The following is a 22,357-nucleotide window of genomic DNA, read 5'->3' as shown; positions in this document are numbered from 1 at the left end:
GGTGGGAGAAGACTTAATTGAGACTGACTATTCGTCTTCCAAACGATGTTGCTTTTCATACCTTTAAGATACGAAAACCAATACTTTTTTTAAAATCTAAAACAATAAAAAAGAGACTGCCTTTTTAGACAGCCTCTTTTAGCGTCAATATATTACTGCTTAAAAATATTCTAAAAAATAGCTTATAACTAATAATAACTTTAAATATATCAGCCAAAAATAAGAGCCCATACTAAAGGATTTACACTCCTATTACATATTTAATTATACCTAATATCAAACTAAAATTTAGCGACAACATTTAACTAATAGACTCTAAATCAATCAAATTAGATTATCGATTTTAATAGGATAAAAACCATTCTTTTAATAATTTTATAAAACTTTCAAAATTCTTTTGTAATTTGCATTTAAGTTGTTCATGATAATCATTTTCGTTTAAATCAATTGTACTGATTTTCAATAACATGAACAAATTTTTTCTTTTACATCTCAATTTGAAACAGGTTTTTTAGCTGTTATCAAATTCTTTATGTTTCGATTAATTCGTGAATTTAATTTATTATGGATATGGAAAAATTGTACATTAAAAATATGATGTCCAAATGCTGTACCACTATTATTCGCAATCTATTAGAAAGCAACAACATTAAAGTACTATTCATTAATTTGGGGTATGCCGAAGTTATTTTTTTAGATAATAGTCCCTCATTTAAAGAGCTCGATAAAATTCTTCGAAAATTAGGCTTTGGTCTGGTTGTAAGCCGAGAAAAAAGAATTGTTGAGCAAACAAAAATTGCCGTTATTGAATTAATTCATCTCATGAATAATGTTAATTCAATAGTTCAAAAAACAGATTACTTAGTTGAAAAACTAAACCTAAGCTACCAACAATTATCAAAACTATTTTCAAAATACGAAAATACTACACTCGAAAAGTTTATTATACAAAACAAGATTGAACGCATAAAAGAACTCATTGATAGTGATGAATTTACACTATCTGAAATTGCTTATATGATGGATTATAGTAGTGTACAATATCTCTCTAGCCAATTTAAGAAAGAAACAGGCATCACAGTTAGCGAGTACAAAAAAGACCCTAGAAGAGTACGAATAGCCCTTGAAGATTTACTATAATTCAAACAACTTATAATCAGAAGATTGAGGTTTAAAAAACTTAGGCATTACTTCATAATTGCCAATTTATAGTAGTCTTCAAAAAAACAGACTCCATCAATGCTGTATTAGTACCACATAATCTCTTTCAATTTCATTTTTTTACTTCCACCATTTGGAACTATAAAACTATCACCGAATTTCGTAACATATTTAATTATATATATCAGTAATTTTGATATAAATCCAATCGAAATGAGGAAATATACATCAAGATATATTTTACAAAAAATTAATACCGAAGTAACTTCTTCAAAAGAAACTGGAATCTGGTCTTAACTATTAAATCTCTAAAGATGAAACTAAAGAACAACATTGCAATAAGTGAAACTGGTTTTGTATTCGATCCCAACTCTGGCGATTCGTATTCGTTAAACAGTATTGGTAAAGAAATACTAGAATTAATAAAATCAGGGAAATCAAAAAGTGACATTTCATTTCATATACTCAATACATATGACGCTGATGAATTTACTTTTGAGCGAAATTATGACGATTTTATAGATATGCTTAAACACCATAAACTTTTAGAAAATGAATAAACCAAAATATACCATTGCAATAACCGGACTTAACAATACCGATAATCCGGGTCCAGGTGTTCCTGTTATTAGAGCACTGCGTAGCGCAAAATCATTCGACGTACGTATAATAGGGTTGGTTTACGAAAACCTTGAACCTGGTATTTATATGGAAAACGTTGCCGATAAGGTATATCAAATTCCGTATCCATCGGTCGGTTCAGAGGCACTTCTTAATAGAATTGAATATGTAAATAGTATTGAAAACATCGATTTTTTAATCCCTAATTTCGATGCGGAACTCTTCACATTCATAACATCGCAAACTAGGCTTGAATCATTAAACATAAAATCGTTTCTACCAACAAAACAACAGTTTGAAGAACGCGAAAAAGAAAAATTGGTTGAATTTGGTGAAAAATACAATATTAAGGTGCCCAAAAGCAAATCTTTAACTAGCGTAAACGATGTTTCAAAACTTCGAGACGATTTCGATTATCCCGTTTTAGTAAAAGGTAAATTTTACGATGCCTATATCGCTTATAATTCAGAACAAGTTATAGGTCATTTTAATAAAATTTCTTCAAAATGGGGACTACCCGTTATTATCCAAGAGTTTATTAAAGGAACCGAAGTAAATGTTATAGCTCTGGGTGACGGCCGAGGAAATACTATTGCTGCCGTTCCTATGCGAAAACAATACATTACCGATAAAGGAAAAGCATGGGGCGGAATAACCTTAGGCGATGAAACCATGCTTGATATTACACACAAGCTCATTAAAAACACAAAATGGAGAGGTGGTATGGAGCTTGAGTTAATAAAAAACAACGAAGGCGACTATTATCTTATTGAGATTAATCCGCGTATTCCAGCATGGGTTTATTTAGCTGTTGAAGCCGGACAGAATATACCCGAAGCCCTTATTCAGCTTGCCAACGGAGAAGATGTTGCACCTTTTACAAAATATGATATTGGAAAAATGTTTGTACGTTATTCATATGATTTAATAGCCGATATTTCTCAATTTGAGAAACTTAGTATTACAGGAGAATTATAATTTTAAAAACTACTAAAATGACTAAACTTAGATACGAAAGACCAATAATCAGCAAGATAAACGCTGGAGTACCCGATAAATTTGGAATGAAAACATCGGTTGAAACACTTAATCAAATAGACACCGTTCCCGTTAAAGATATTCTTGAACAGTACGGCTCTCCAGTATTTGTAGTTTCGGAGCCAACCATCAGGAAAACATACGAAGAAGCAACAAGCGCATTTACTTCAAGATATCCAAAAGTACAATTTGCCTGGTCATACAAAACAAATTATATTGATGCTGTATGCCGAGTATTTAAAAAATTAGGATCGTGGGCCGAAGTGGTTTCAGGGTTTGAATACCAAAAAGCATTGAATAATGGGGTTCCAGGGAATGAAATTATATTTAACGGTCCAGATAAAAGTGATGAAGACTTAAAATTAGCTATTCAAAATCTATCTCTTATTCATATAGACCATTTTGATGAGCTCTACACTATTTTAAAACTGGCTGAAACTTCTTATAAAAGACCAAAAGTAGCCATTAGAGTCAATATGAATACGGGGATTTATCCGCAATGGGATCGATTCGGGTTTAATTATGAAAATGGTGAAGCTTGGCAAGCACTTAACCGATTAATGTACAGCGAAAAGGTTGATGTGGTTGGTTTGCATACCCATATTGGCACCTATATTACAACACCAAATGCTTACGCTGTTGCGATATCAAAACTAGCAGAGTTAGCGACGTCCTTAAAGAAAAAATTTAATCATGCCATTCAATACATTGATATCGGAGGTGGATTTGCTTCCAAAAACACATTAAAAGGCGCTTATTTACCGGGTAAAGACACCTGCCCTACTTTTGACGCTTATGCCGATGCTATTACAGGGGCATTAATGAGTGCTAATTTTGCCCCAAACGAATTACCTACACTCATTATAGAAAGTGGTCGCGCTTTAATTGATGATGCTGGTTATTTATTAGGTACCGTACTTGCAAATAAGAGGTTGGCTGATGGCAGACGTTCAACCATATTAGACATTGGTGTAAACAATCTTTTTACATCGTTTTGGTATGAACATGAAGTTTTACCTGTGGAAACTACAACCCAACAAACAGAAGACACAACACTTTATGGTCCACTATGTATGAATATTGATGTTGTTAGAGCAGCTGTTCAGTTTCCGCTTTTACAAAAAGGCGATCAAGTTGCGATAAGACGTGTTGGTGCATATAACATGACCCAATGGATGCAGTTTATAACCTTTAGACCCAATGTTATTATGATTGATGAGGAACATAACACACATATTATTAGAAAAGCTGAAACCAACGCGACATTTGAAGCTCAAGAAGTCATACCTGATTATCTGAAGAGTTAATGACTACGGAGCATTGAAGAGCGAAGGCTGAAGATTGAACTGATTGAACTGATTGAACACTGAATATAACAACATAAAATAGCCTAAACAAATGGTTGATAAATATGTAAACATTATAGCTAACAGTTATTCTCAAATATTTTTCTCTAAAAGTAAATTCCTGGGGTTAGCCATAATGCTGGTAACTTTTTTTGACTTTTGGATAGGCTTTATGGGATTATTATCAGTAGTCATTACTGTTCAAACTGCTCTCTGGTTTAAATTTGATGAAAAGAAAATAATAGCAGGTCTTTACGGTTTCAATGCCCTTTTGGTGGGTCTTGGAATTGCTGTTTTTTTCGGACCAGGTATCAGAGTTGTGGTGGTTATATTAATATCCGCTGTATTAACACTTTTATTAACATTGGCCATTGAAGGGGTTCTAAGTAAATATATGTTACCGTTTTTAAGTATCCCATTTCTATTGGCGATATGGATTATCGATTTATCGTATACTAACCTCATTGGTATTGGTGTAAGCGAACGAGGCATCTATCACTATAGCGAACTCTATTCCTTAGGAGGTCAGCTATTAGTTGATTTGCATATTTATTTAAACAATATTACCTACCCGTTTTTTATTAAAGATTATTTACTATCCCTATCAGCTATCGCTTTTCAGTATAATGAATTGGCTGGATTAATAATCGCGATAGGCCTACTTGTAAGCTCTAGAATTTCATTTTCGCTTTCAATTATTGGTTTTTATGTTGCTATTCTATTTTACAAATTTGTTGGTATTGATTACAGCGAACTTAGCTATACCTATATCGGATTCAATTATATTTTAACATCAATAGCACTAGGAGGTATTTTTTTAATACCTAGCAAATGGTCGTATTCATGGATGCTAATTTTATTGCCAATTACCGTAATTCTAACCTTTGGTATGGGACAGTTATTTTATAAATTTAATTTGCCTATTTATTCACTTCCGTTTAATGTTGTCGTATTAACATTTCTCTATGTCATGAAATTAAGACTAGAACCAGGAGAAACCTTGGTTGAACCGATATTTCAATATAATTCACCAGAGAAAAACATTTATCAGCATGTTAATATTAAAGAACGATTTCCGATACCTTATTACTTACCAGTATATTTACCGGTATTAGGCGAATGGGATATCTCTCAAGGGCATCAAGGTGAACACACACATATTGGCGCGTGGTCTGATGCTTGGGATTTTATTATTTTAGATACTAATAAATCGCAATATAAAAATTCAGGCGATTATCCTGAAGATTATTATTGCTACAACAAACCGGTAGTCGCTTCAGCTGATGGAACCATTGTAGAAATATATGATACGATTGAAGATAATGTTATTGGCGAAGTAAATACCTTGCAAAATTGGGGAAATAGTATCGTGATTAAGCACAGTGACTATCTGTTTTCACAATATAGCCATTTAAAGGCCGATTCTTTTAAAGTTAAAAAAGGTGATTTTGTAAAAAAAGGCCAATTATTAGCAACCGTTGGAAACTCTGGAAGATCACCCTATCCACACCTGCATTTCCAGTTTCAGCTTAGCCCGTATATTGGCTCTAAAACATTTAAGTATCCATTTGAAGGCATTATTAAAAACGTTCAAAAATCAAGACAGATTTTAAATTTCGCCATTCCAAATAAGCATGACAAGGTATCTAATATTGAAATTAATACTTTAATACAAAATGCGTTTAATTTCATACCTGGACAACGGTTGAAGTTTTATAAAAAAGATAATATATACACGCAAATATTTGATGATTCTGAGTACCATCACGAATTAGAAGTATTGGTTGACGCGTTTAATAATTCCTATTTCAAATGTTTAAAAACCGATGCGGTAGCCTATTTCAATAATAATGGATCACTGTTCCAATTTATAAATTATATAGGCAATAAAAATTCTTTCTTATATACTTTATACCTCAGCCTATATAAATTAGAACAAGGTTTTTACAAAGACTTAGAAATAACCGATAATTTACCCGTTGATAATGTATTCTCTGTAAGAAAAAGGTTTCTACAAGATTTTATTGCACCATTTAAAATTTATCTAAAAGCTAAATTTAAATTGAAATACGTGAGTATTGATAACGATTTTCTGCCTTCTGATATAAGACTTGAAAGTCTATTCTCATTGAATTCAAAACGTAAATTAATTGAAGAAAACAAATACGCAATAAAAATTGAAAAGAGAGGGCTCTTATCTATCGCAAAAATTCAATAAAAAATGAAACACTTAAACGCTAATATTATTTTTTTTCTATTACTAGTTGCTAGTGGATTTAATAGTACCCAATTGGTAGCTCAAGAAAACTTGACTTTAAATGAAATTGACAGACTTAGTTATGACTATTATATCCAAAAAAAGTGGGATGATCTGATTGATTTAGGAAAACAATCACTTAAAAACGATATCGATTTTTACTATTTACAATACCGCATGGGTATCGCCTATTACAACAAGCGTAATTATAGAAAAGCCATCCCACATTTTGAAAATGTGGTGAGTATAACTCCAAAAGATACCATCGCAAAAGAATACTTATATTATTCCTGTTTATTGGGTTTGCAAGTTGAAGATGCGAGAAAGATACTGGCATCTCTTGATGCAGAGTACCGTAAAAAAATAAGCTTCTATAACCAAAGTAAAACAATTAATGGTATATCTTTAAATTATAAGAACATACAGTTTGATGACTATACCATAAATAATACCGTTGTAGATAACCTCACCCAAGTAACAAGAAATTCTCTGAATTATTATTCTGTTAATTTATTTAATTACGCAGAAAACTCATCGATTTTCAATTTTAATTTATCCCTTTTAAATGGCGAAAATTCTATATACGATATCGCCTATTCTCCTGAAATTATTGAAGAAAAAATGAAGCAATATCAGTTGTATTTTTCTTGGAATAAAAATATAGGAAAAGGCACAAACCTTAAGCTTGGGTTAACTTACATGAGCGAGACGCTAGATTGGTACGATTCACAAACAACTACAGGCAACGGTAATAGGCCTACTCAAACACGTATTTATGATGGAAAATTTAGTAATTTTTCCTCATACTTGTCTTTCTCAAAAGCTATTAAAAATATAGATTTTACCATAGCAAGTAGTTTTTCAAGAATAAATTCAAATAGTTTGATTCAACCTTCAATCTCAATAAACTATTTTCCTTTCGGTAATGCATCATTATACACTAAAACAGATATGTATTATCAACATAATTTCACTAACAAAAACAATAAAAATGTTGTTTTTAAACAAAGTGTTAATAGCAGTATTAGCACTAATTTAAGTGTGGCTATTTTCGGTTTACTCGGTGAAATTAATAACTTCGTAGATGATGCAGGTATGAGTATTTATAACAACTTAGATGCGTTAGATTATTGGTATGGAGCAAGTGTAAATTATCTAATTAACAACCATTTACAATTGTATCTTATTTTAAGAAACGACGCACTTATTAACCAATATACTCAGGATGACATTATTTTTAACAATCCCTATAATACTCGATCTATATTTATGGGTATGCAGTTCAATTTTTGATATTTAAAAACCGTTAATACTTTCGATTAATAATCCTAAAAAAAATCTAAATCATGAAATATATATTTTTACTAACATTGCTAATTTTTACTTCAATGCAAGTACAGGCTCAAGATGTTAAAAAAATTCAAACTGCTTTTAAAAATAGCTATACGTTTGAAAACGACAATAACATCGAGAATTCTATTCGTGTTTTAAAAGACGCCTACCTAGATGATTCTTATGAAATTAACCTTCGCCTAGGATGGTTATATTATCAGCATAGTGATTTTAATGAATCTGAGAAATACTATACGAAAGCCATAAAAATATTACCTTATTCAGAGGAAGCAAAATTTGGTTTAATACTGCCTAAAGCAGCCACGGGCAAATGGGATGCTGTCATTGACATTTACAAACAAATACTTATTATCTCGCCCAATAACACTGTTGCTAATTACCAATTAGGATTGATTTTTTACAATAAAAAAATGTTTAGCGATGCATATGTATTGTTTGAAAAAGTGGTAAATCTATATCCTTTTGACTTTGATGGTTTATTAATGTATGCATGGAGTTCCTTGAAAATTGGCAAGACGAAAGAGGCTCGTATCTTATTTAATAAAGCACTGATGAATACGCCTAATAATGCATCTGCACTTGAAGGATTAGCGATACTAAAATAGTCTTAGTCTATTTTATGTTTCTCATTTAATAAGCGTTTTTTGTAAGCCATTTTTAATCATTTTTAATTTTTTTTATCAGTTTTTATCAGTTTTTGGTACTCTTCTGGAGAGTCAATATCGTCCAATGGAAGAAAACACATAAAAAGCTACAATTATTTGCACCCTATTTATCTCGAATCTTATTTCATTCATAGCCAGCAAAAAAGCAATCCGAGACTTAACTGTTTGAATATATTCTCTTTTTTTTTTACACTTTTTTTTTTGAGTTGTACTAAAAATAATTAAAAGAAGAAATAGTTTAACTCTTCAATTGTTTGGTAATATCTTTAAAAGTATTCATTATTAAACCAACGTCTACAGCATAAGAAATATATTGTACTCCTATTTCTCTCCACATTTTTGCTTTTTCTGGAGATTCAGTAAAAGTTCCAACGGATTTCCCAAATTTCTTGGCAGTTTTTACTGCTTCTTGCATAGCATTGACAACTTTAGGATCATTAACTTGACCAGGGACACCACATGATTGTGATAGATCGTAAGGCCCTAAAAAGATTACGTCAATACCATCTACTTGAACAATTTCTTCTAAGTTATTAATACCTTCCATACCTTCAATATGAATAATAGTAGTTATACTATCGTTTGCTTTTCCAAAATGGTCTGCTCCAGTAATATTTGTATATTCTGCAGCCCTTACATAACGACACATACCTCTTTCACCTTTAGGATAAAATTTTGTAGATTTCACTAATCTTTCAGCATCCGCTTTTGTACATATCTGAGGAACTTGAATACATTTAAAACCAATATCTAAAGTTCTTAAGATTAAAGTTTCTGAATTTTCAGTAACCCTAACCACAGGGGTTATTCCTCTTGCCTCTGCTGCTCTAATCATATTTTGAGCAGACTCAATACTAAAAGGACCATGTTCCATATCAATAATCACAAAGTCAAAACCACTTAAAGCCGCAATTTCAACAATTGTAGGGTCTTGTATTTTGCAAAAAGGGCCATATAAAGTTTTTCCTTCCTTAAGGCTTTGTTGTAATAAATTTTTCTTCATAATTTATAAAATGTCTTTTTAACACATTTTTTATTAAATAATCTTTTAATACTAAACGAGAACAGTCGTAACCTATACAACTACTCTTAAATTCTTCATAAGGCAAATATATAGTATATTTCACATCATTTATTTGAATTTATACAAATTCTATACCTTCTTTGAAATATTCAATTCTCTTATAAACATATAAGAAATTAAACCAAATTCTATGTTATTTACTAATACTAACACTTCATCATCTGTTTTAAAGTAATAATTTAAGCTACTTAAAATCAAGCTATTGAAAAAAAAGCAAGCTAATCAAACTCATAATCTACTGATACTGTAAGGTCTGATTCTTGAGAAATCCCAAGCCACGTAAAAGTTTCAGAGTCAAACCAAATACAATATGTTACATCGGCAACTCATCTTCCATTTTATTTACCGTTGTTAATGATTCCCTAATAAAGGTGGACTATTTAGAGTATAAAAAAAAAGCTCCTACGAAATAAATCGCAGGAGCTTTTTATATTAGAAAAAAAATCAACTAACTTTTTGTTTTTCTTTCATTTTTTTCAACAACAATAATTCGTGTTGTATCTCTTCTTTTCTTTCATTGAATTTTCTAACTCTTGCATCAATTAATTCTTGATTTTTAAGTCGAGCCTGACGTCTTAATTCTGCCTTTTCTAATTCTTTCTGCTGAAGTCTTTTTTGCTTCATTTTTTCTCTAGCTACTGAAAGATAAGAGAATCCATACATACTCAAAAATAAAAGAGTAATAATTCCTAAAATAACGAAACCGTTTTCCATTAGAAAAATAATTTTAAATGCTATTAATTAATAAAACCTTAAAAATAAGCTATTAAAATAATATTTTTTTTATTAAACAGCTAACTTTAATACAAAAAAAGTAAATTCTTTAATCTGTAAAAAATAAAAAAGGTGAATTACTTAAAAAATAGTTGAATGCGCATAATAAAACTTAAAGCCTTCATGATATCTAACAAATAATAAGGGATAAGTTGATGCATCATCTTCCATCATAGGTGTATTAGATAATTTTGCGTCTGCTTTCCAATATACTATAGTATGTATTTTATGAATTATTTACTTTGCGTAGAAAGGCCTTTAGACGTCCAGTTTAATATACCGCCTTCTAAATTATAAATTTGGGTGAATCCAACCTCTTTAAAAGGAATAACACTTTTCTTGCTGCGTTTTCCAGAACGACAATAAATGTAAATAGGTTTTGTGGTATCTAACTTTGTTATATCTGCAATAAAATCATCGGAAAAATAATTAATATTTATTGCATTGGGAATATGATTTTCAATATACTCCTCTGGAGTTCTAACATCAATAAGCTGCACATTATTAACAATCAAATCATTAAACAATTTAGGTTTAACATTTGTAAAACCTTCTTGAGGCTTCATTTGATTACATCCAGTAATTGAAACTAATAAAAGTGTATACAAAAAGAGGCGAAACGATATCATAAAAAATTAATTAATATCAACAACCTCACCAGTCCATTCTAACATACCGCCTTCAAGGTTATAAGCATTCTCAAAACCTAGTTGCTCCATTATTTGGCATGCTTTCCCACTTCTATTTCCTGAGCGACAATACACATAGTAACTTTTGCTTTTATCTAGGTCTTCAATGTCATTAATAAATTCTTGCCCTTTATAAATATCTAAGTGAATGGCATTAGGTATAATCCCTTCTGCAACTTCAGCATCGGTTCTTACATCTAGTACAATAGCATTATCATCATTGGCTAATTGCATTGCCCATTCTTCTTGTGTTAAGTCTTCCATGTTTGTTTTAATATTAATTTTGCAAAAATAATATATCTAAAATTATAGACGAAAAAAAATCCGAAGTATTACACTTCGGATTCATTTTAATTTTTTTTGATTACACTTTAATAGAACAACCTATTGCTTTTGTTTCTTTTTGCTTAACTGTTTCTCCTTTTAATAAAGCATCTACAGCATTTTCAACATATTTAACTTTAACTGCTGAAGCATCTTTATGGTTATCATCAATGGCGCCAATATACTTTACAATATTTCCTTTTTTAGTTTTTTCTAGAACATAAATATGAGGTGTTTTAGTAGCTCCAAATTTCGGATATACATTTTGTGCTTCATCCATTAAATAAGGAAAAGTAAAACCTTTTTCTTTTGCTCGTTTTTTCATTTCAGGTAAAGCATCTCCGGGTTTAACAGCTGTATTGTTTGGCATAATAGCAATTACAGGGTAGCCTAAAGTTGCGTACTTTACGTTAAGAGCTTGTATTCTATCTTCGTACATCACTGCGAACGGACACGTATTACAAGTAAATGTGATTATGAAACCTTTCGCATTATTATAATCTGCCATAGAAACCATATTTCCATCAATATTTTTAAGCGAAAAATCTTCGGCTACATCACCAATTTGGTACCCGTCACTTGCGGTGTTGTTTACATTAAATGCACTAACTAACATTAGTAAAAATACTACTGAAAGGATTTTAATTGATTTTTTCATATTATTTTATTTTATAAATTGTTTAAGTTCTTTTTCTAATTCTTCATAATTGAACGATTGCTCAAAAAATCTTCGCTCATCATTCTTGTATATTACTGTTGCCGGAATTGATCCAGACCAATTTTCATCTACCATAGGTATCCATGTATTCATATTGGCATCGTCTAAGGCTATTACTTTAGAGGCTAGGTTATTTTCTTTTATAAATGGTTTTAATTTTTTTTCATACAAATGCGGAAAATCAAGACTCACTAGAACAACCTCAACATTTTGGTTTTTATATTCTGAATTTAATTTTTCAAAATAAGGAAGCTCCTTCACACAGGGTGCGCACCAAGTTGCCCAAAAATTCACTACATAAATCTTATCATCTTTTTTATTCAAAAATGGTTCTAAACCTGAAAAATCATACACTTCCAACTGAAAATCATCCGAATTTTTATCGTTTTGCAATACTTCTTGTCCGCTTACTTCTTGAATTGTTGCTGTTTTTTTTTCTTTAGCACAACTCACCATTAAAAGAATGGTAATAAATAATAGTTTTAACTTCATAAAATAAAATTAATTAATACTTCTTTGTATTTCTTATAGTTTAACAAACTTTTATGTAAAAAATGATTTAAAGTATTGTGTAAAACCATTTTCATTTCTATATTTGAGCCTATAATAAATAAAGTATGAAAACAATTTTAAATGATACTTGGTGGTGGTGCTTTCGAAACTAATCTTCGTGAAGTAAAACCCTAGTATATTTAAAAATTAAAATATTCAAAAGGCTTGTCATTCACGACAAGCCTTTTTCTTTGTTCTGATGTATTTTCAGAATAAAATAAAATAAATAAGATGAAAAAATTTAGTCTTTACACACATCATAAACGCATCTTAACAGACACTATTACTCCTGTTACTGTATATTATAAAATACGCGACAAATATCCTAATAGTATTTTATTAGAAAGTGGTGACTATCATAGAAGTCATAAGAATTTCTCATACATCTGTTTCAACCCTATTGCTTCCATAAAGGTTGAAAATGAAGTAATTTCACAAACCTTTCCTGATGGCAGTTCTGCTAAATTAGATATCACAGAAGATGTTAATGTGGTAGATGAGATTTTCAATTTCACAAAACGCTTTGACACCCAATCTGAAGAAAATTTTAAATTCATAAATAACGGTATTTTTGGCTATACTGCTTATGATGCGGTAAGATATTTTGAAGATGTTCAAATTAGTAAAAAAGACAATTCTGTGGTTATCCCAGATATGTATTATGCGGTTTATAAAAATATAATTGCCATAAATCACTTTAAAAATGAAGCTTATATTTTTGCGCATTGTTATGAAGACACTGAAAATAATGTTGACGCTATAGATAAACTAATAAACGTTCAAAATTTTGCATCATATAATTTCAGTTCAAAAGGCGATATTAAATCTAACCTGACGGATGATGAGTTTAGAGAACACGTTGAAATAGCCAGAAAACATTGCCAACGCGGAGATGTATTTCAACTCGTATTATCAAGACGTTTTTCTCAAGAATATACAGGCGATGATTTTAATATTTACCGCGCATTAAGAAGCATAAACCCATCACCTTACCTATTCTATTTTGATTACGGCGATTTTAAAATTTTCGGAAGTTCGCCAGAAGCACAACTTATTGTAGACGATGGTTTAGCTGAAATTCATCCTATTGCAGGAACATTTAAACGCACTGGAGACGAACAAAAAGATGAAATTCTAGCAGAAAAGCTTAAAAATGACGACAAAGAAAATGCTGAACATGTGATGCTTGTCGATTTAGCAAGAAACGATTTAAGCCGACACGGAAGCGATGTAAAAGTAGTAACGTATCGCGAAGTTCAGTTTTTCTCACACGTTATACATTTGGTAAGTAAAGTTACTGGGCAAAAACACAACGCAACCTCTACCATGCAAGTGGTAGCAGATACTTTTCCAGCAGGAACGTTAAGCGGCGCGCCAAAACATAGAGCGATGCAACTTATTGAAGATTATGAAAAAACAAGTCGTGGTTACTACGGAGGTGCCATTGGCTTTATGGATTTCAATGGTAATTTTAATCACGCTATTATGATACGTACCTTTTTAAGCAAAGACTATAAACTCAATTGGCAAGCAGGCGCAGGACTGGTTTCAAAATCCAATCAAGAAAACGAGTTGCAAGAGGTTTACAATAAACTAGGGGCATTAACGAAAGCTATTAAATTAGCAGAAGATATCTGAAGTTAGAAGTTAGAAGTTAGAAGTTAGAAGTTAGAAGTTAGAAGTTAGAAGTTAGAAGTTAGAAGTTAGAAAGATTAAAAACAATTTTGGAACTAAAAAAGAAAATAGTAGAAAGTCAACACCCAAGTTTGGACACAGTCCGAATCATCAGTCTGCAGAAATAATGAGCGAAGGAATGGAGTCGTAAAACGCAGCTTTAATTGTGCAATTCAGAGAGCGAATGATGCTTTAGCAATTTCCTCAGATTGATTTGATTTTTTGGTTCGTTTTGCATCAAGGCAAAATGAACATAAAGTAAAAAGATTAACTAAAAATAAATTCCTGCCTACACAGGAATGACAAAAAGATGAATAGAAAGGTACTAGTTATAGACAATTACGACAGTTTTACATACAACTTAGTCCATTATTTAGAAGATTTAAATTGTGATGTAACCGTAGTAAGAAACGATAAATTAACTTTAGAAGATGTGCAACCGTTTGATAAGATTGTATTATCACCGGGTCCAGGAATTCCAGATGAAGCTGGTTTACTAAAAGCTATTATTCAAAAATATGCCCCAACAAAAAGTATTCTAGGGGTTTGTTTAGGGCAACAAGCTATAGGCGAAGTTTTTGGAGGATCACTAATTAATTTAGAAGATGTTTACCACGGTGTAGCTACTAATGTAACTTTATGTGTCGATGACGAATACATCTTTAAAGATTTAGGCAAAAACATTGAAGTTGGTCGATACCATTCATGGGTTGTAAATCCAAATTTACCAGAAAGTTTAGAAGCCACTTCTTTTGATGAAAACGGACAAGTCATGTCTTTAAGACACAAAATATATGATGTTAGAGGTGTGCAATACCACCCAGAATCGGTTTTAACGCCAGATGGGAAGAAGATATTAGAAAATTGGGTAAATAATTAAAAGCCCCTAAATCCCCACAGGGGACTTTAAAAACAAAACTAAAAACAAGCAACTAATCAATTCCCTCTCCAATATAGAGGGTTAGGTAGAAGCCATGAAAGACATACTAAATAGACTAATAAATCACGAAACACTCTCAACAGAGGAGGCTAAACAGGTAATAGTTAACATATCAAACGATATGTACAACCCAAGCCAAATAACATGTTTCCTATCTGTTTTTATGATGCGAAGTATTACCTTAGAAGAATTAAAAGGTTTTAGAGATGCCCTTTTAGAACTTTGTGTGTCTATAAACCTCAACGAATTCAATGCCATAGATATAGTAGGTACCGGAGGCGATGGCAAAAATACATTCAACATCTCCACCTTGTCTTCCTTTATTACGGCAGGTGCTGGGGTTAACGTTTCCAAACATGGCAATTATGGCGTGTCATCAACTTCGGGTTCATCAAATGTTATGGAACATTTAGGGGTCAAGTTTTCCAACAATGAAGATTTTTTAAAAGGTTGTATAGATAAAGCAGGCATATGTATATTACACGCACCACTATTTCACCCTGCTATGAAGAACGTTGCTCCTATTCGTAGAGAGCTAGGTGTAAAAACATTTTTTAATATGTTGGGGCCTTTGGTTAATCCTTCATTTCCAAAAAACCAAATGTTAGGCGTTTTTAGTTTAGAACTTTTACGACTATATAGTTTTATATATCAAAATACAGAAACAAACTATAATATAGTCTATGCTTTAGATGGCTATGATGAAATTTCATTAACAGGAAAAGCAAAAATTGTTTCAAATCATACTGAAAAATTGTTTTCACCAGAAGATTTAGGAGTTTCTAAAATTAAACAAGATGCCATTTTTGGAGGAGACTCGGTTAAAGATGCAGCAAACATATTTGTTGATATAATAAGCGGAAAAGGTACAGAAGCACAAAATAATGTAGTTTGCGCCAATGCAGGATTAGCTATTGCCACCACAAAGCAGATTTCACATCAAGCAGGTTTTGAAATGGCAAAAGAATCATTATTTTCAGGAAAAGGAAAAGGAAGTTTAGACAAATTGATTGAGTTAAGCAGATAAAAAGTCCACAGTTGGCAGTATTCAGTGAGCAGTTAGCTTACTAAAGAATGAAGATAAATATTGAATTAGATTATATATAGTAATCAGTTTTGAGTAATCAGTTAGGAAGTGGTGTCCCCTTGAGGAGACTTTAGGGGTGTTTTTAAAAAACGATATTTTTAATAACTAAAACAGTCAACACTATACAGGAATATAAAAATGAATATACTAGACAAAATAACACTAGATAAACGTAAGGAAGTAGAACTTAGAAAAAGTTTAATTCCCGTATCGCAATTAGAGCATTCTGTTTTATTTGAAAGACAAACTGTTTCACTCGCCAATAACTTACGCAACAGTAAATCTGGTATTATTGCAGAACACAAAAGGCGTTCACCATCAAAAGCTATAATCAATAATGGATTAAATATTCAAGATGTTGCCAAAGGCTATGAAAATGCAGGCGTTTGCGGCATGTCTGTTCTCACCGACGGAAAATATTTTGGAGGTTCTTTAGACGATTTACTAACAGCAAGAGCAAGTTGTAATCTGCCTTTATTACGTAAAGAATTCATTATAGATGAATACCAAATGCTTGAAGCTAAAGCCTATGGTGCTGATGTTATTCTGTTAATCGCTGCCATTCTATCAAGAGATGAAATAAAACAATTCTCTGAGTTTGCAAAACGTTTGAATCTAGATGTACTTTTAGAAGTCCATAATGAAGAAGAGCTACATAAATCTGTTATGCCTAGTTTAGACATGCTGGGAGTAAATAACCGGAATTTAAAAACCTTTGATGTTAGTTTACAAACTAGTAAAAGCTTAAGTAATCTGATTCCAAATGACTTTGTAAAAGTATCCGAAAGTGGTATTAGTAATATTGAAGCGATTAAAGAATTACAACCTTATGGGTACCAAGGCTTTTTAATTGGAGAAAACTTTATGAAAACAGATAACCCTGGAGCTAGTGCAACTGAATTTATTAAAACCTTAGAAAGATGAGATTAAAGGTTTGTGGCATGAAATATCAAGATAATATTGAACAAGTTGCAGCATTGCAACCTGATTACCTTGGGTTTATATTTTATGAAAAATCTGCACGAAACTTTAATGCTCCATCGATTCCTGTATTACCAAAATCTATAAGGAAAGTAGGTGTTTTTGTTGATGCAGATATTAATTTTGTTATTGAAAAAATAAATAAATACAATTTACAAGCGATTCAATTACACGGAAAAGAATCCCCTGAATATTGCTTGAAATTGAAACGTCATTTCGAGGAGAGAAACGACGAAGTAATCGCTTCAAAAGATACAGACGAGAAACTAGAAATTGTCAAGGTCTTTTCAATTAAAGATGAATTTGATTTTAGTGTTTTAGAGCCTTATGAATATGTTTGTGATTACTTCCTTTTTGACACTAAAGGTAAATTACCCGGTGGAAACGGTTATACCTTTGATTGGAATGTATTAAACAATTATCCATCAACTAAACCTTTCTTTTTAAGTGGTGGTATAGGACTAAACGAAGTTGAAGACATAAAACAGTTTACCAACAGTAGCGCCTCAAAATATTGCTATGCTTTAGATGTGAATAGTAAATTTGAGATTGAACCTGGATTAAAAAATATTGAGCTGATAGAAAAATTTAAAAACAACGTCATTACGATGAATGAGGAACAAATGAAGAAGTAATCTCAATTTTTAAAACTAAAAAAAAACAGATTGCTTCGCTGCGTTCGGAATGACGAAAAAGAAAAAACTATGAATTATAACGTAAACGAAAAAGGCTATTACGGCGAATTTGGAGGTGCATTCATTCCAGAAATGCTCTATCCTAATGTTGAAGAGTTACGCCAAAATTATTTAAAAATAATGGCTGAACCCGATTTTCAGGCGGAGTTTAACCAATTACTTAAGGATTATGTGGGTCGCCCTTCTCCACTGTATTTTGCGAAACGTCTTTCAGAAAAATATAATACCAAAATATATTTAAAACGAGAAGATTTAAACCATACGGGCGCTCACAAAATCAATAATACTATTGGTCAGATTTTAATGGCGCAGCGTTTAGGAAAAACCAGAATTATTGCTGAAACTGGCGCGGGTCAACATGGTGTGGCTACTGCTACGGTTTGTGCTTTAATGGGTTTAGAATGTATTGTGTATATGGGCGAAATTGATATCGCTCGTCAAGCGCCAAACGTAGCTAGAATGAAAATGTTAGGTGCTAAAGTGGTACCTGCATTATCAGGAAGCCGAACGCTAAAAGATGCTACTAACGAGGCGATTAGAGATTGGATTAACAACCCTGTAAACACCCATTATATTATTGGTTCTGCTATTGGTCCGCATCCCTATCCAGATATGGTTACCCGTTTCCAAGCTATTGTTTCAGAAGAAATAAAATGGCAATTAAAAGAAGTCGAAGGACGCGAAAACCCAGATTATGTAGTAGCGTGTATAGGCGGCGGTAGTAATGCTGCAGGAACCTATTACCATTTTCTTCATGAACCTGATGTTGGTATTATTGCTGTTGAAGCTGCTGGTTTAGGTATAGATTCTGGTGAAAGTGCAGCAACATCTGTTTTAGGAAAAGAAGGTATTATTCATGGATGTAAAACGCTTTTAATGCAAACTAAAGACGGACAAATTACAGAACCTTACTCCATTTCGGCAGGGTTAGATTATCCTGGTGTTGGCCCTATGCATGCACATTTAGCTAAAACTGGTCGTGCAGAATTCATGTCAATTACAGATAGCGACGCTATGGAAGCTGGCCTAGAACTTTCAAAATTAGAGGGTATTATTCCTGCCATTGAAACATCGCACGCCTTAGCTATTTTTAATTATAAAACATTTAAACCTGATGATGTTGTGGTTTTAAATTTATCTGGTCGTGGTGATAAGGATTTACAGAATTATATAGATTATTTCAAAATTTAAAATTTGGGCGTTACCCAAAAAGGGTCGGGCTTTACGTTACAAGTCCTCGCACCTCCTATGTCGGGCTGTGGGCTTTCCACTGCAATCCCTAACGCAAACAGAGACCTCACAGGTTTTTAAAACCTGTGAGGTCTCAAAAAAAAGAAAAAACAAATGAACAGAATAAACCAAAAATTAGAAGAAGACAAAAAGTTACTTTCTATATATTTTACTGCAGGTTATCCGGATATTAACGACACTGTTACCATCATTCAAGACCTAGAAAAAAACGGTGTTGATATGATTGAAATTGGCTTGCCTTTTAGTGATCCTTTGGCCGATGGACCAACTATTCAAGATAGTTCCACTCAGGCTCTGAAAAATGGCATGACTACGGAGGTACTCTTTAATCAACTAAAAGACATCAGAAAAACAGTAAATATTCCTTTAATTATTATGGGGTATTTTAACCCGATGCTGCAATACGGCGTTGAAGCCTTTTGTAAAAAATGTAGTGAGATTGGTATTGACGGTTTAATTATTCCTGATTTACCTGTAGATGTTTATCACGAAGAATATCAAACTATATTTGAAAAATACGGACTTATAAATGTATTTTTAATTACACCACAAACTTCGGTTGAACGTATTAATTTTATCGATTCTGTTTCAAACGGCTTTATTTATATGGTTAGTAGCGCGAGTGTTACAGGAAGTAAAAAAGGGTTTGGTAGCGACCAAGAGGTTTATTTTAAACGTATATCGAATATGGATTTAAAAAACCCACAAATAATTGGGTTTGGAATATCAGATAACAAAACATTTACACAAGCAACTAATTTTGCTAAAGGCGCTATTATTGGAAGTGCTTTTATAAAATTTATTAGTGAAAATTCTATAGATGATATTCCAAATTTTGTTACATCCATCAGATAATATAAATATCAAAATCTATTTTCAATGAAAAAGAATTTAAGTGCCATTATATTTGGCATTACTATTATATCAGCTTCTCTTATTTTAGGAAATGCTATAATAAACCGAAACAAAAAGGCTGGAACTATCTCTGTAACAGGTTTAGGAAAAACAAATTTCACATCCGATCTTATTGTTTGGGAAGCTAGTTTTTCTCAAGTAAATAGAGATTTAAAAGAAGCATATGCCGATTTGAAAAAGGATAAAGAAACGATTTCAGAATATTTAAAATCAAAAGGCTTATCAGATGATGTTATTGTTTTTACAGCTGTTACCACAAGCAAAAACATGAAACAAAACTATTCTTCAGACGGAAAATATTTAGGTCAAGAATTTACAGGTTTCACACTAAATCAAACGGTACAGATAAATTCAAAAGAAGTTGAAAAGGTTGAAAAAATATCAAGAGAAGTTACAGAATTATTAAATAAAGGCATTCAATTATATTCCATGTCTCCAAGGTATTATTATACTAAATTAGAAGATTTAAAAATTGAAATGATATCAAGATCTACTGATAATGCAAGACTAAGAGCTGAAAGCATTTCAGAAAATTCTGGAGCGTCGCTAGGCGAACTTATTATAGCAAATATGGGTATTTTTCAAATTACTGGGCAAAACTCAAACGAGGATTATTCCTGGGGTGGGGCTTATAATACAACTTCTAAAGAAAAAACAGCTTCAATTACTATGAAGCTAACTTATGCTGTTAAATAACTAAACCATATATAGTTTTAAGATTACTTTAATAAGGTTTTAATTCATTTTTCTTATGTTATTTATGAACTTAAAAAAATAAAACAATGGGAATTATTGAAGATAAAAAGAAATTTAAACCTACTAAAGAACAAAAAAATCCAACAAATCCAACAGGAAATGTAAATCAAAAAACAAACCAGTTCGATATTGACGAAAAAACAATAAAAAAGCAATAAAACAAAAAATAAATCTCGAGATTATAAATTCAACCAAAGTCTGTTCATATATTTGAACAGACTTTTTTAATATGACAAAATTCTATAACGACTGGCGTATTACTATTATACTGTGCTTAACTCTTGGTTTAGCACCTTTTTTACCCGAACCTCATATTTTAGGTAAAATTAAATGGTTAGCAGGTGGTGGAAATGGTATGGGACCAATGGATTATTTTGATGTAGCACTTCATGGTTTTCCCTTTGTATTATTAATTCGACTAATTATTATAACCATCGTTAAACGTACTTCTAAAGCAAATTCAAAAGACTAAAGCTATGCCTTTAAACATTGTACTTATAGAACCTGAAATTCCTAATAACACAGGAAATATAGGCCGTTTAGCTTTAGCATCGGGTTCAAACTTGCACCTTGTTAAACCTTTTGGATTTACCATTGATGATAGTCGTTTAAAACGCGCTGGCTTAGACTATTGGCAACATCTATCGGTTACGTATTATGAAAATATTGATGAATTTTTCAAAATTAATGGAGATAAAAAAATAGCATTCCTTTCTAGCCATGGCTCAAAAAACCATTGGGGTATTCCATTTGAAGATGATATGTTTTTAGTTTTTGGAAAAGAGTCCGTTGGTTTACCTAAACCTTTGATTCAAAAGTATGAAAATCAACTTTTTAAAATACCACTTTATAGTGAACATGTTAGAAGTTTGAATCTTGCAAACGCTGTAAGTATCGTTATTTACGAAGCATTGAAAAATATTTAATTTTGTATTAAACCTTTTTAATTTTTAATAGTCTTATTGCTCAGTACTATTACTAAACAAATTAAAAAAATTTAAAAAAATGAAATTAAATACTGTAAAATTAAGATTATTAACACTTGGATTATTCGCTTTTTCTTTAACTATGTCTGCACAAGAAAAAAAAGCTCCAAACTTTGAAAAAATGTATAAAAAATTTGATGCTGATGCTGATGGTTCAGTTTCTTTGGATGAATTCAAATCCGTTAAGAGAAAAAAAGTAGTACCAGCTAATCAGTTAGAAAAAAATTACGCAAAATTAGATACTGATGGTAATGGCGCTTTAACTTTAGTTGAATTAAAAGAAAACTGGGGAAAAGGAAAAGGCAAGAAAAAGAAAAAACAAGACTAGTTTTTTTTTAAACACAGAAACTTAAAAGAGGTCGTCTAAAAACAATTTAGGCGATCTTTTTATTTTTGGTCATTTAGGTTTTATTTTGACGCTCTTTGTTTTAATAGTAAATAATAATGTTGTTAAAATAGAGCAAAGCGATTTCTATATCGCCAAACTCAC

General features: G+C 31.6%; 25 protein-coding genes. 19 read left to right on the top strand and 6 right to left on the bottom strand.

Features of this window, described 5'->3' with window-relative positions; all coding sequences use genetic code 11:
* The first annotated feature begins 570 nt into the window (after positions 1-570).
* The 7 genes from P8K68_RS09270 to P8K68_RS09240 all read left to right on the top strand — a co-directional run bounded on the left by P8K68_RS09270 (position 571) and on the right by P8K68_RS09240 (position 8,381).
* Complete coding sequence (locus tag P8K68_RS09270; RefSeq protein WP_300249919.1) at positions 571-1,140, top strand: AraC family transcriptional regulator; 570 nt, start codon at positions 571-573, stop codon at positions 1,138-1,140.
* Positions 1,141-1,475: 335 nt separating this feature from the next.
* The gene (locus tag P8K68_RS09265; protein WP_300249916.1) at positions 1,476-1,721 is read left to right on the top strand and encodes a PqqD family protein; all 246 of its coding nucleotides are present in this window, start codon (positions 1,476-1,478) and stop codon (positions 1,719-1,721) included.
* On the top strand, positions 1,714-2,760 hold the full coding sequence (locus P8K68_RS09260) for an ATP-grasp domain-containing protein (protein ID WP_300249914.1): 1,047 nt from the start codon (positions 1,714-1,716) through the stop codon (positions 2,758-2,760). The genes P8K68_RS09265 and P8K68_RS09260 overlap by 8 nt, the downstream gene beginning before the upstream one ends.
* A 17-nt stretch (positions 2,761-2,777) precedes the next feature.
* Positions 2,778-4,127, top strand: a complete 1,350-nt coding sequence (locus P8K68_RS09255) for a hypothetical protein (protein WP_300249911.1) — start codon at positions 2,778-2,780, stop codon at positions 4,125-4,127.
* Positions 4,128-4,218: 91 nt separating this feature from the next.
* On the top strand, positions 4,219-6,384 hold the full coding sequence (locus P8K68_RS09250; RefSeq protein ID WP_300249909.1) for an urea transporter: 2,166 nt from the start codon (positions 4,219-4,221) through the stop codon (positions 6,382-6,384).
* A gap of 3 nt (positions 6,385-6,387) precedes the next feature.
* A complete protein-coding gene (locus P8K68_RS09245) occupies positions 6,388-7,716 on the top strand; it encodes a hypothetical protein (protein WP_300249907.1) in 1,329 nt (442 codons plus the stop codon).
* A gap of 53 nt (positions 7,717-7,769) precedes the next feature.
* Positions 7,770-8,381, top strand: a complete 612-nt coding sequence (locus P8K68_RS09240) for a tetratricopeptide repeat protein (protein ID WP_300249904.1) — start codon at positions 7,770-7,772, stop codon at positions 8,379-8,381.
* A gap of 298 nt (positions 8,382-8,679) precedes the next feature.
* On the opposite strand, the gene P8K68_RS09235 is transcribed toward P8K68_RS09240, so the two are convergent.
* The 6 genes from P8K68_RS09235 to P8K68_RS09210 form a co-directional block, all read right to left on the bottom strand.
* Complete coding sequence (locus P8K68_RS09235; protein ID WP_300249902.1) at positions 8,680-9,444, bottom strand: aldolase/citrate lyase family protein; 765 nt, start codon at positions 9,442-9,444, stop codon at positions 8,680-8,682.
* A 525-nt stretch (positions 9,445-9,969) separates the two neighbouring features.
* A complete protein-coding gene (locus P8K68_RS09230) occupies positions 9,970-10,239 on the bottom strand; it encodes a hypothetical protein (protein WP_300249900.1) in 270 nt (89 codons plus the stop codon).
* Positions 10,240-10,532: 293 nt separating this feature from the next.
* Positions 10,533-10,928 (bottom strand): rhodanese-like domain-containing protein, encoded by a 396-nt coding sequence (locus P8K68_RS09225; RefSeq protein ID WP_300249898.1) that lies wholly within the window; start codon positions 10,926-10,928, stop codon positions 10,533-10,535.
* Positions 10,929-10,934: 6 nt separating this feature from the next.
* The gene (locus P8K68_RS09220) at positions 10,935-11,252 is read right to left on the bottom strand and encodes a rhodanese-like domain-containing protein (protein ID WP_300249896.1); all 318 of its coding nucleotides are present in this window, start codon (positions 11,250-11,252) and stop codon (positions 10,935-10,937) included.
* Between the two features lie 100 nt (positions 11,253-11,352).
* On the bottom strand, positions 11,353-11,970 hold the full coding sequence (locus P8K68_RS09215; RefSeq protein ID WP_300249895.1) for a thioredoxin family protein: 618 nt from the start codon (positions 11,968-11,970) through the stop codon (positions 11,353-11,355).
* 6 nt (positions 11,971-11,976) lie between these two features.
* Positions 11,977-12,522 carry a redoxin domain-containing protein gene (locus tag P8K68_RS09210; RefSeq protein WP_300249894.1) on the bottom strand — a complete coding sequence of 182 codons (546 nt, stop codon included), beginning with the start codon at positions 12,520-12,522 and terminating at the stop codon, positions 11,977-11,979.
* A gap of 291 nt (positions 12,523-12,813) precedes the next feature.
* Here P8K68_RS09210 and P8K68_RS09205 point away from each other — a divergent pair, with 291 nt between their 5' ends.
* The 12 genes from P8K68_RS09205 to P8K68_RS09150 all read left to right on the top strand — a co-directional run bounded on the left by P8K68_RS09205 (position 12,814) and on the right by P8K68_RS09150 (position 22,195).
* Positions 12,814-14,220, top strand: coding sequence for an anthranilate synthase component I family protein (locus P8K68_RS09205; RefSeq protein ID WP_300249892.1), 1,407 nt, complete (start codon positions 12,814-12,816; stop codon positions 14,218-14,220).
* A gap of 346 nt (positions 14,221-14,566) precedes the next feature.
* Positions 14,567-15,136 carry an aminodeoxychorismate/anthranilate synthase component II gene (locus tag P8K68_RS09200; RefSeq protein WP_300249890.1) on the top strand — a complete coding sequence of 190 codons (570 nt, stop codon included), beginning with the start codon at positions 14,567-14,569 and terminating at the stop codon, positions 15,134-15,136.
* A gap of 94 nt (positions 15,137-15,230) precedes the next feature.
* Complete coding sequence (gene trpD / locus P8K68_RS09195) at positions 15,231-16,223, top strand: anthranilate phosphoribosyltransferase (RefSeq protein WP_300249887.1); 993 nt, start codon at positions 15,231-15,233, stop codon at positions 16,221-16,223.
* A gap of 198 nt (positions 16,224-16,421) precedes the next feature.
* Positions 16,422-17,207: an indole-3-glycerol phosphate synthase TrpC gene (gene trpC / locus P8K68_RS09190; RefSeq protein ID WP_300249885.1), complete on the top strand. Its 786-nt coding sequence runs from the start codon at positions 16,422-16,424 to the stop codon at positions 17,205-17,207.
* Complete coding sequence (locus P8K68_RS09185) at positions 17,204-17,899, top strand: phosphoribosylanthranilate isomerase (protein WP_300249883.1); 696 nt, start codon at positions 17,204-17,206, stop codon at positions 17,897-17,899. The genes trpC and P8K68_RS09185 overlap by 4 nt, the downstream gene beginning before the upstream one ends.
* A gap of 69 nt (positions 17,900-17,968) precedes the next feature.
* Positions 17,969-19,150 carry a tryptophan synthase subunit beta gene (trpB, locus tag P8K68_RS09180; protein WP_300249881.1) on the top strand — a complete coding sequence of 394 codons (1,182 nt, stop codon included), beginning with the start codon at positions 17,969-17,971 and terminating at the stop codon, positions 19,148-19,150.
* A gap of 153 nt (positions 19,151-19,303) precedes the next feature.
* Positions 19,304-20,065, top strand: a complete 762-nt coding sequence (gene trpA / locus P8K68_RS09175; RefSeq protein WP_300249879.1) for a tryptophan synthase subunit alpha — start codon at positions 19,304-19,306, stop codon at positions 20,063-20,065.
* Positions 20,066-20,089: 24 nt separating this feature from the next.
* Positions 20,090-20,821: an SIMPL domain-containing protein gene (locus tag P8K68_RS09170; RefSeq protein ID WP_300249877.1), complete on the top strand. Its 732-nt coding sequence runs from the start codon at positions 20,090-20,092 to the stop codon at positions 20,819-20,821.
* An 86-nt stretch (positions 20,822-20,907) separates the two neighbouring features.
* Positions 20,908-21,039, top strand: a complete 132-nt coding sequence (locus P8K68_RS09165; protein WP_300249875.1) for a hypothetical protein — start codon at positions 20,908-20,910, stop codon at positions 21,037-21,039.
* 71 nt (positions 21,040-21,110) lie between these two features.
* Complete coding sequence (locus P8K68_RS09160) at positions 21,111-21,353, top strand: hypothetical protein (RefSeq protein ID WP_300249873.1); 243 nt, start codon at positions 21,111-21,113, stop codon at positions 21,351-21,353.
* Between the two features lie 4 nt (positions 21,354-21,357).
* Positions 21,358-21,807 carry a tRNA (cytidine(34)-2'-O)-methyltransferase gene (locus P8K68_RS09155; protein WP_300249872.1) on the top strand — a complete coding sequence of 150 codons (450 nt, stop codon included), beginning with the start codon at positions 21,358-21,360 and terminating at the stop codon, positions 21,805-21,807.
* A 79-nt stretch (positions 21,808-21,886) separates the two neighbouring features.
* Positions 21,887-22,195, top strand: coding sequence for a hypothetical protein (locus P8K68_RS09150; protein ID WP_300249869.1), 309 nt, complete (start codon positions 21,887-21,889; stop codon positions 22,193-22,195).
* The last annotated feature ends 162 nt before the right edge of the window (positions 22,196-22,357 follow it).

This window comes from Algibacter sp. (genome assembly GCF_029245835.1).
GTDB lineage: Bacteria > Bacteroidota > Bacteroidia > Flavobacteriales > Flavobacteriaceae > Algibacter_B.
The sequence above is the reverse complement of the archived record's forward strand: the minus strand, read 5'-3'. Positions and strand labels throughout refer to the sequence as shown.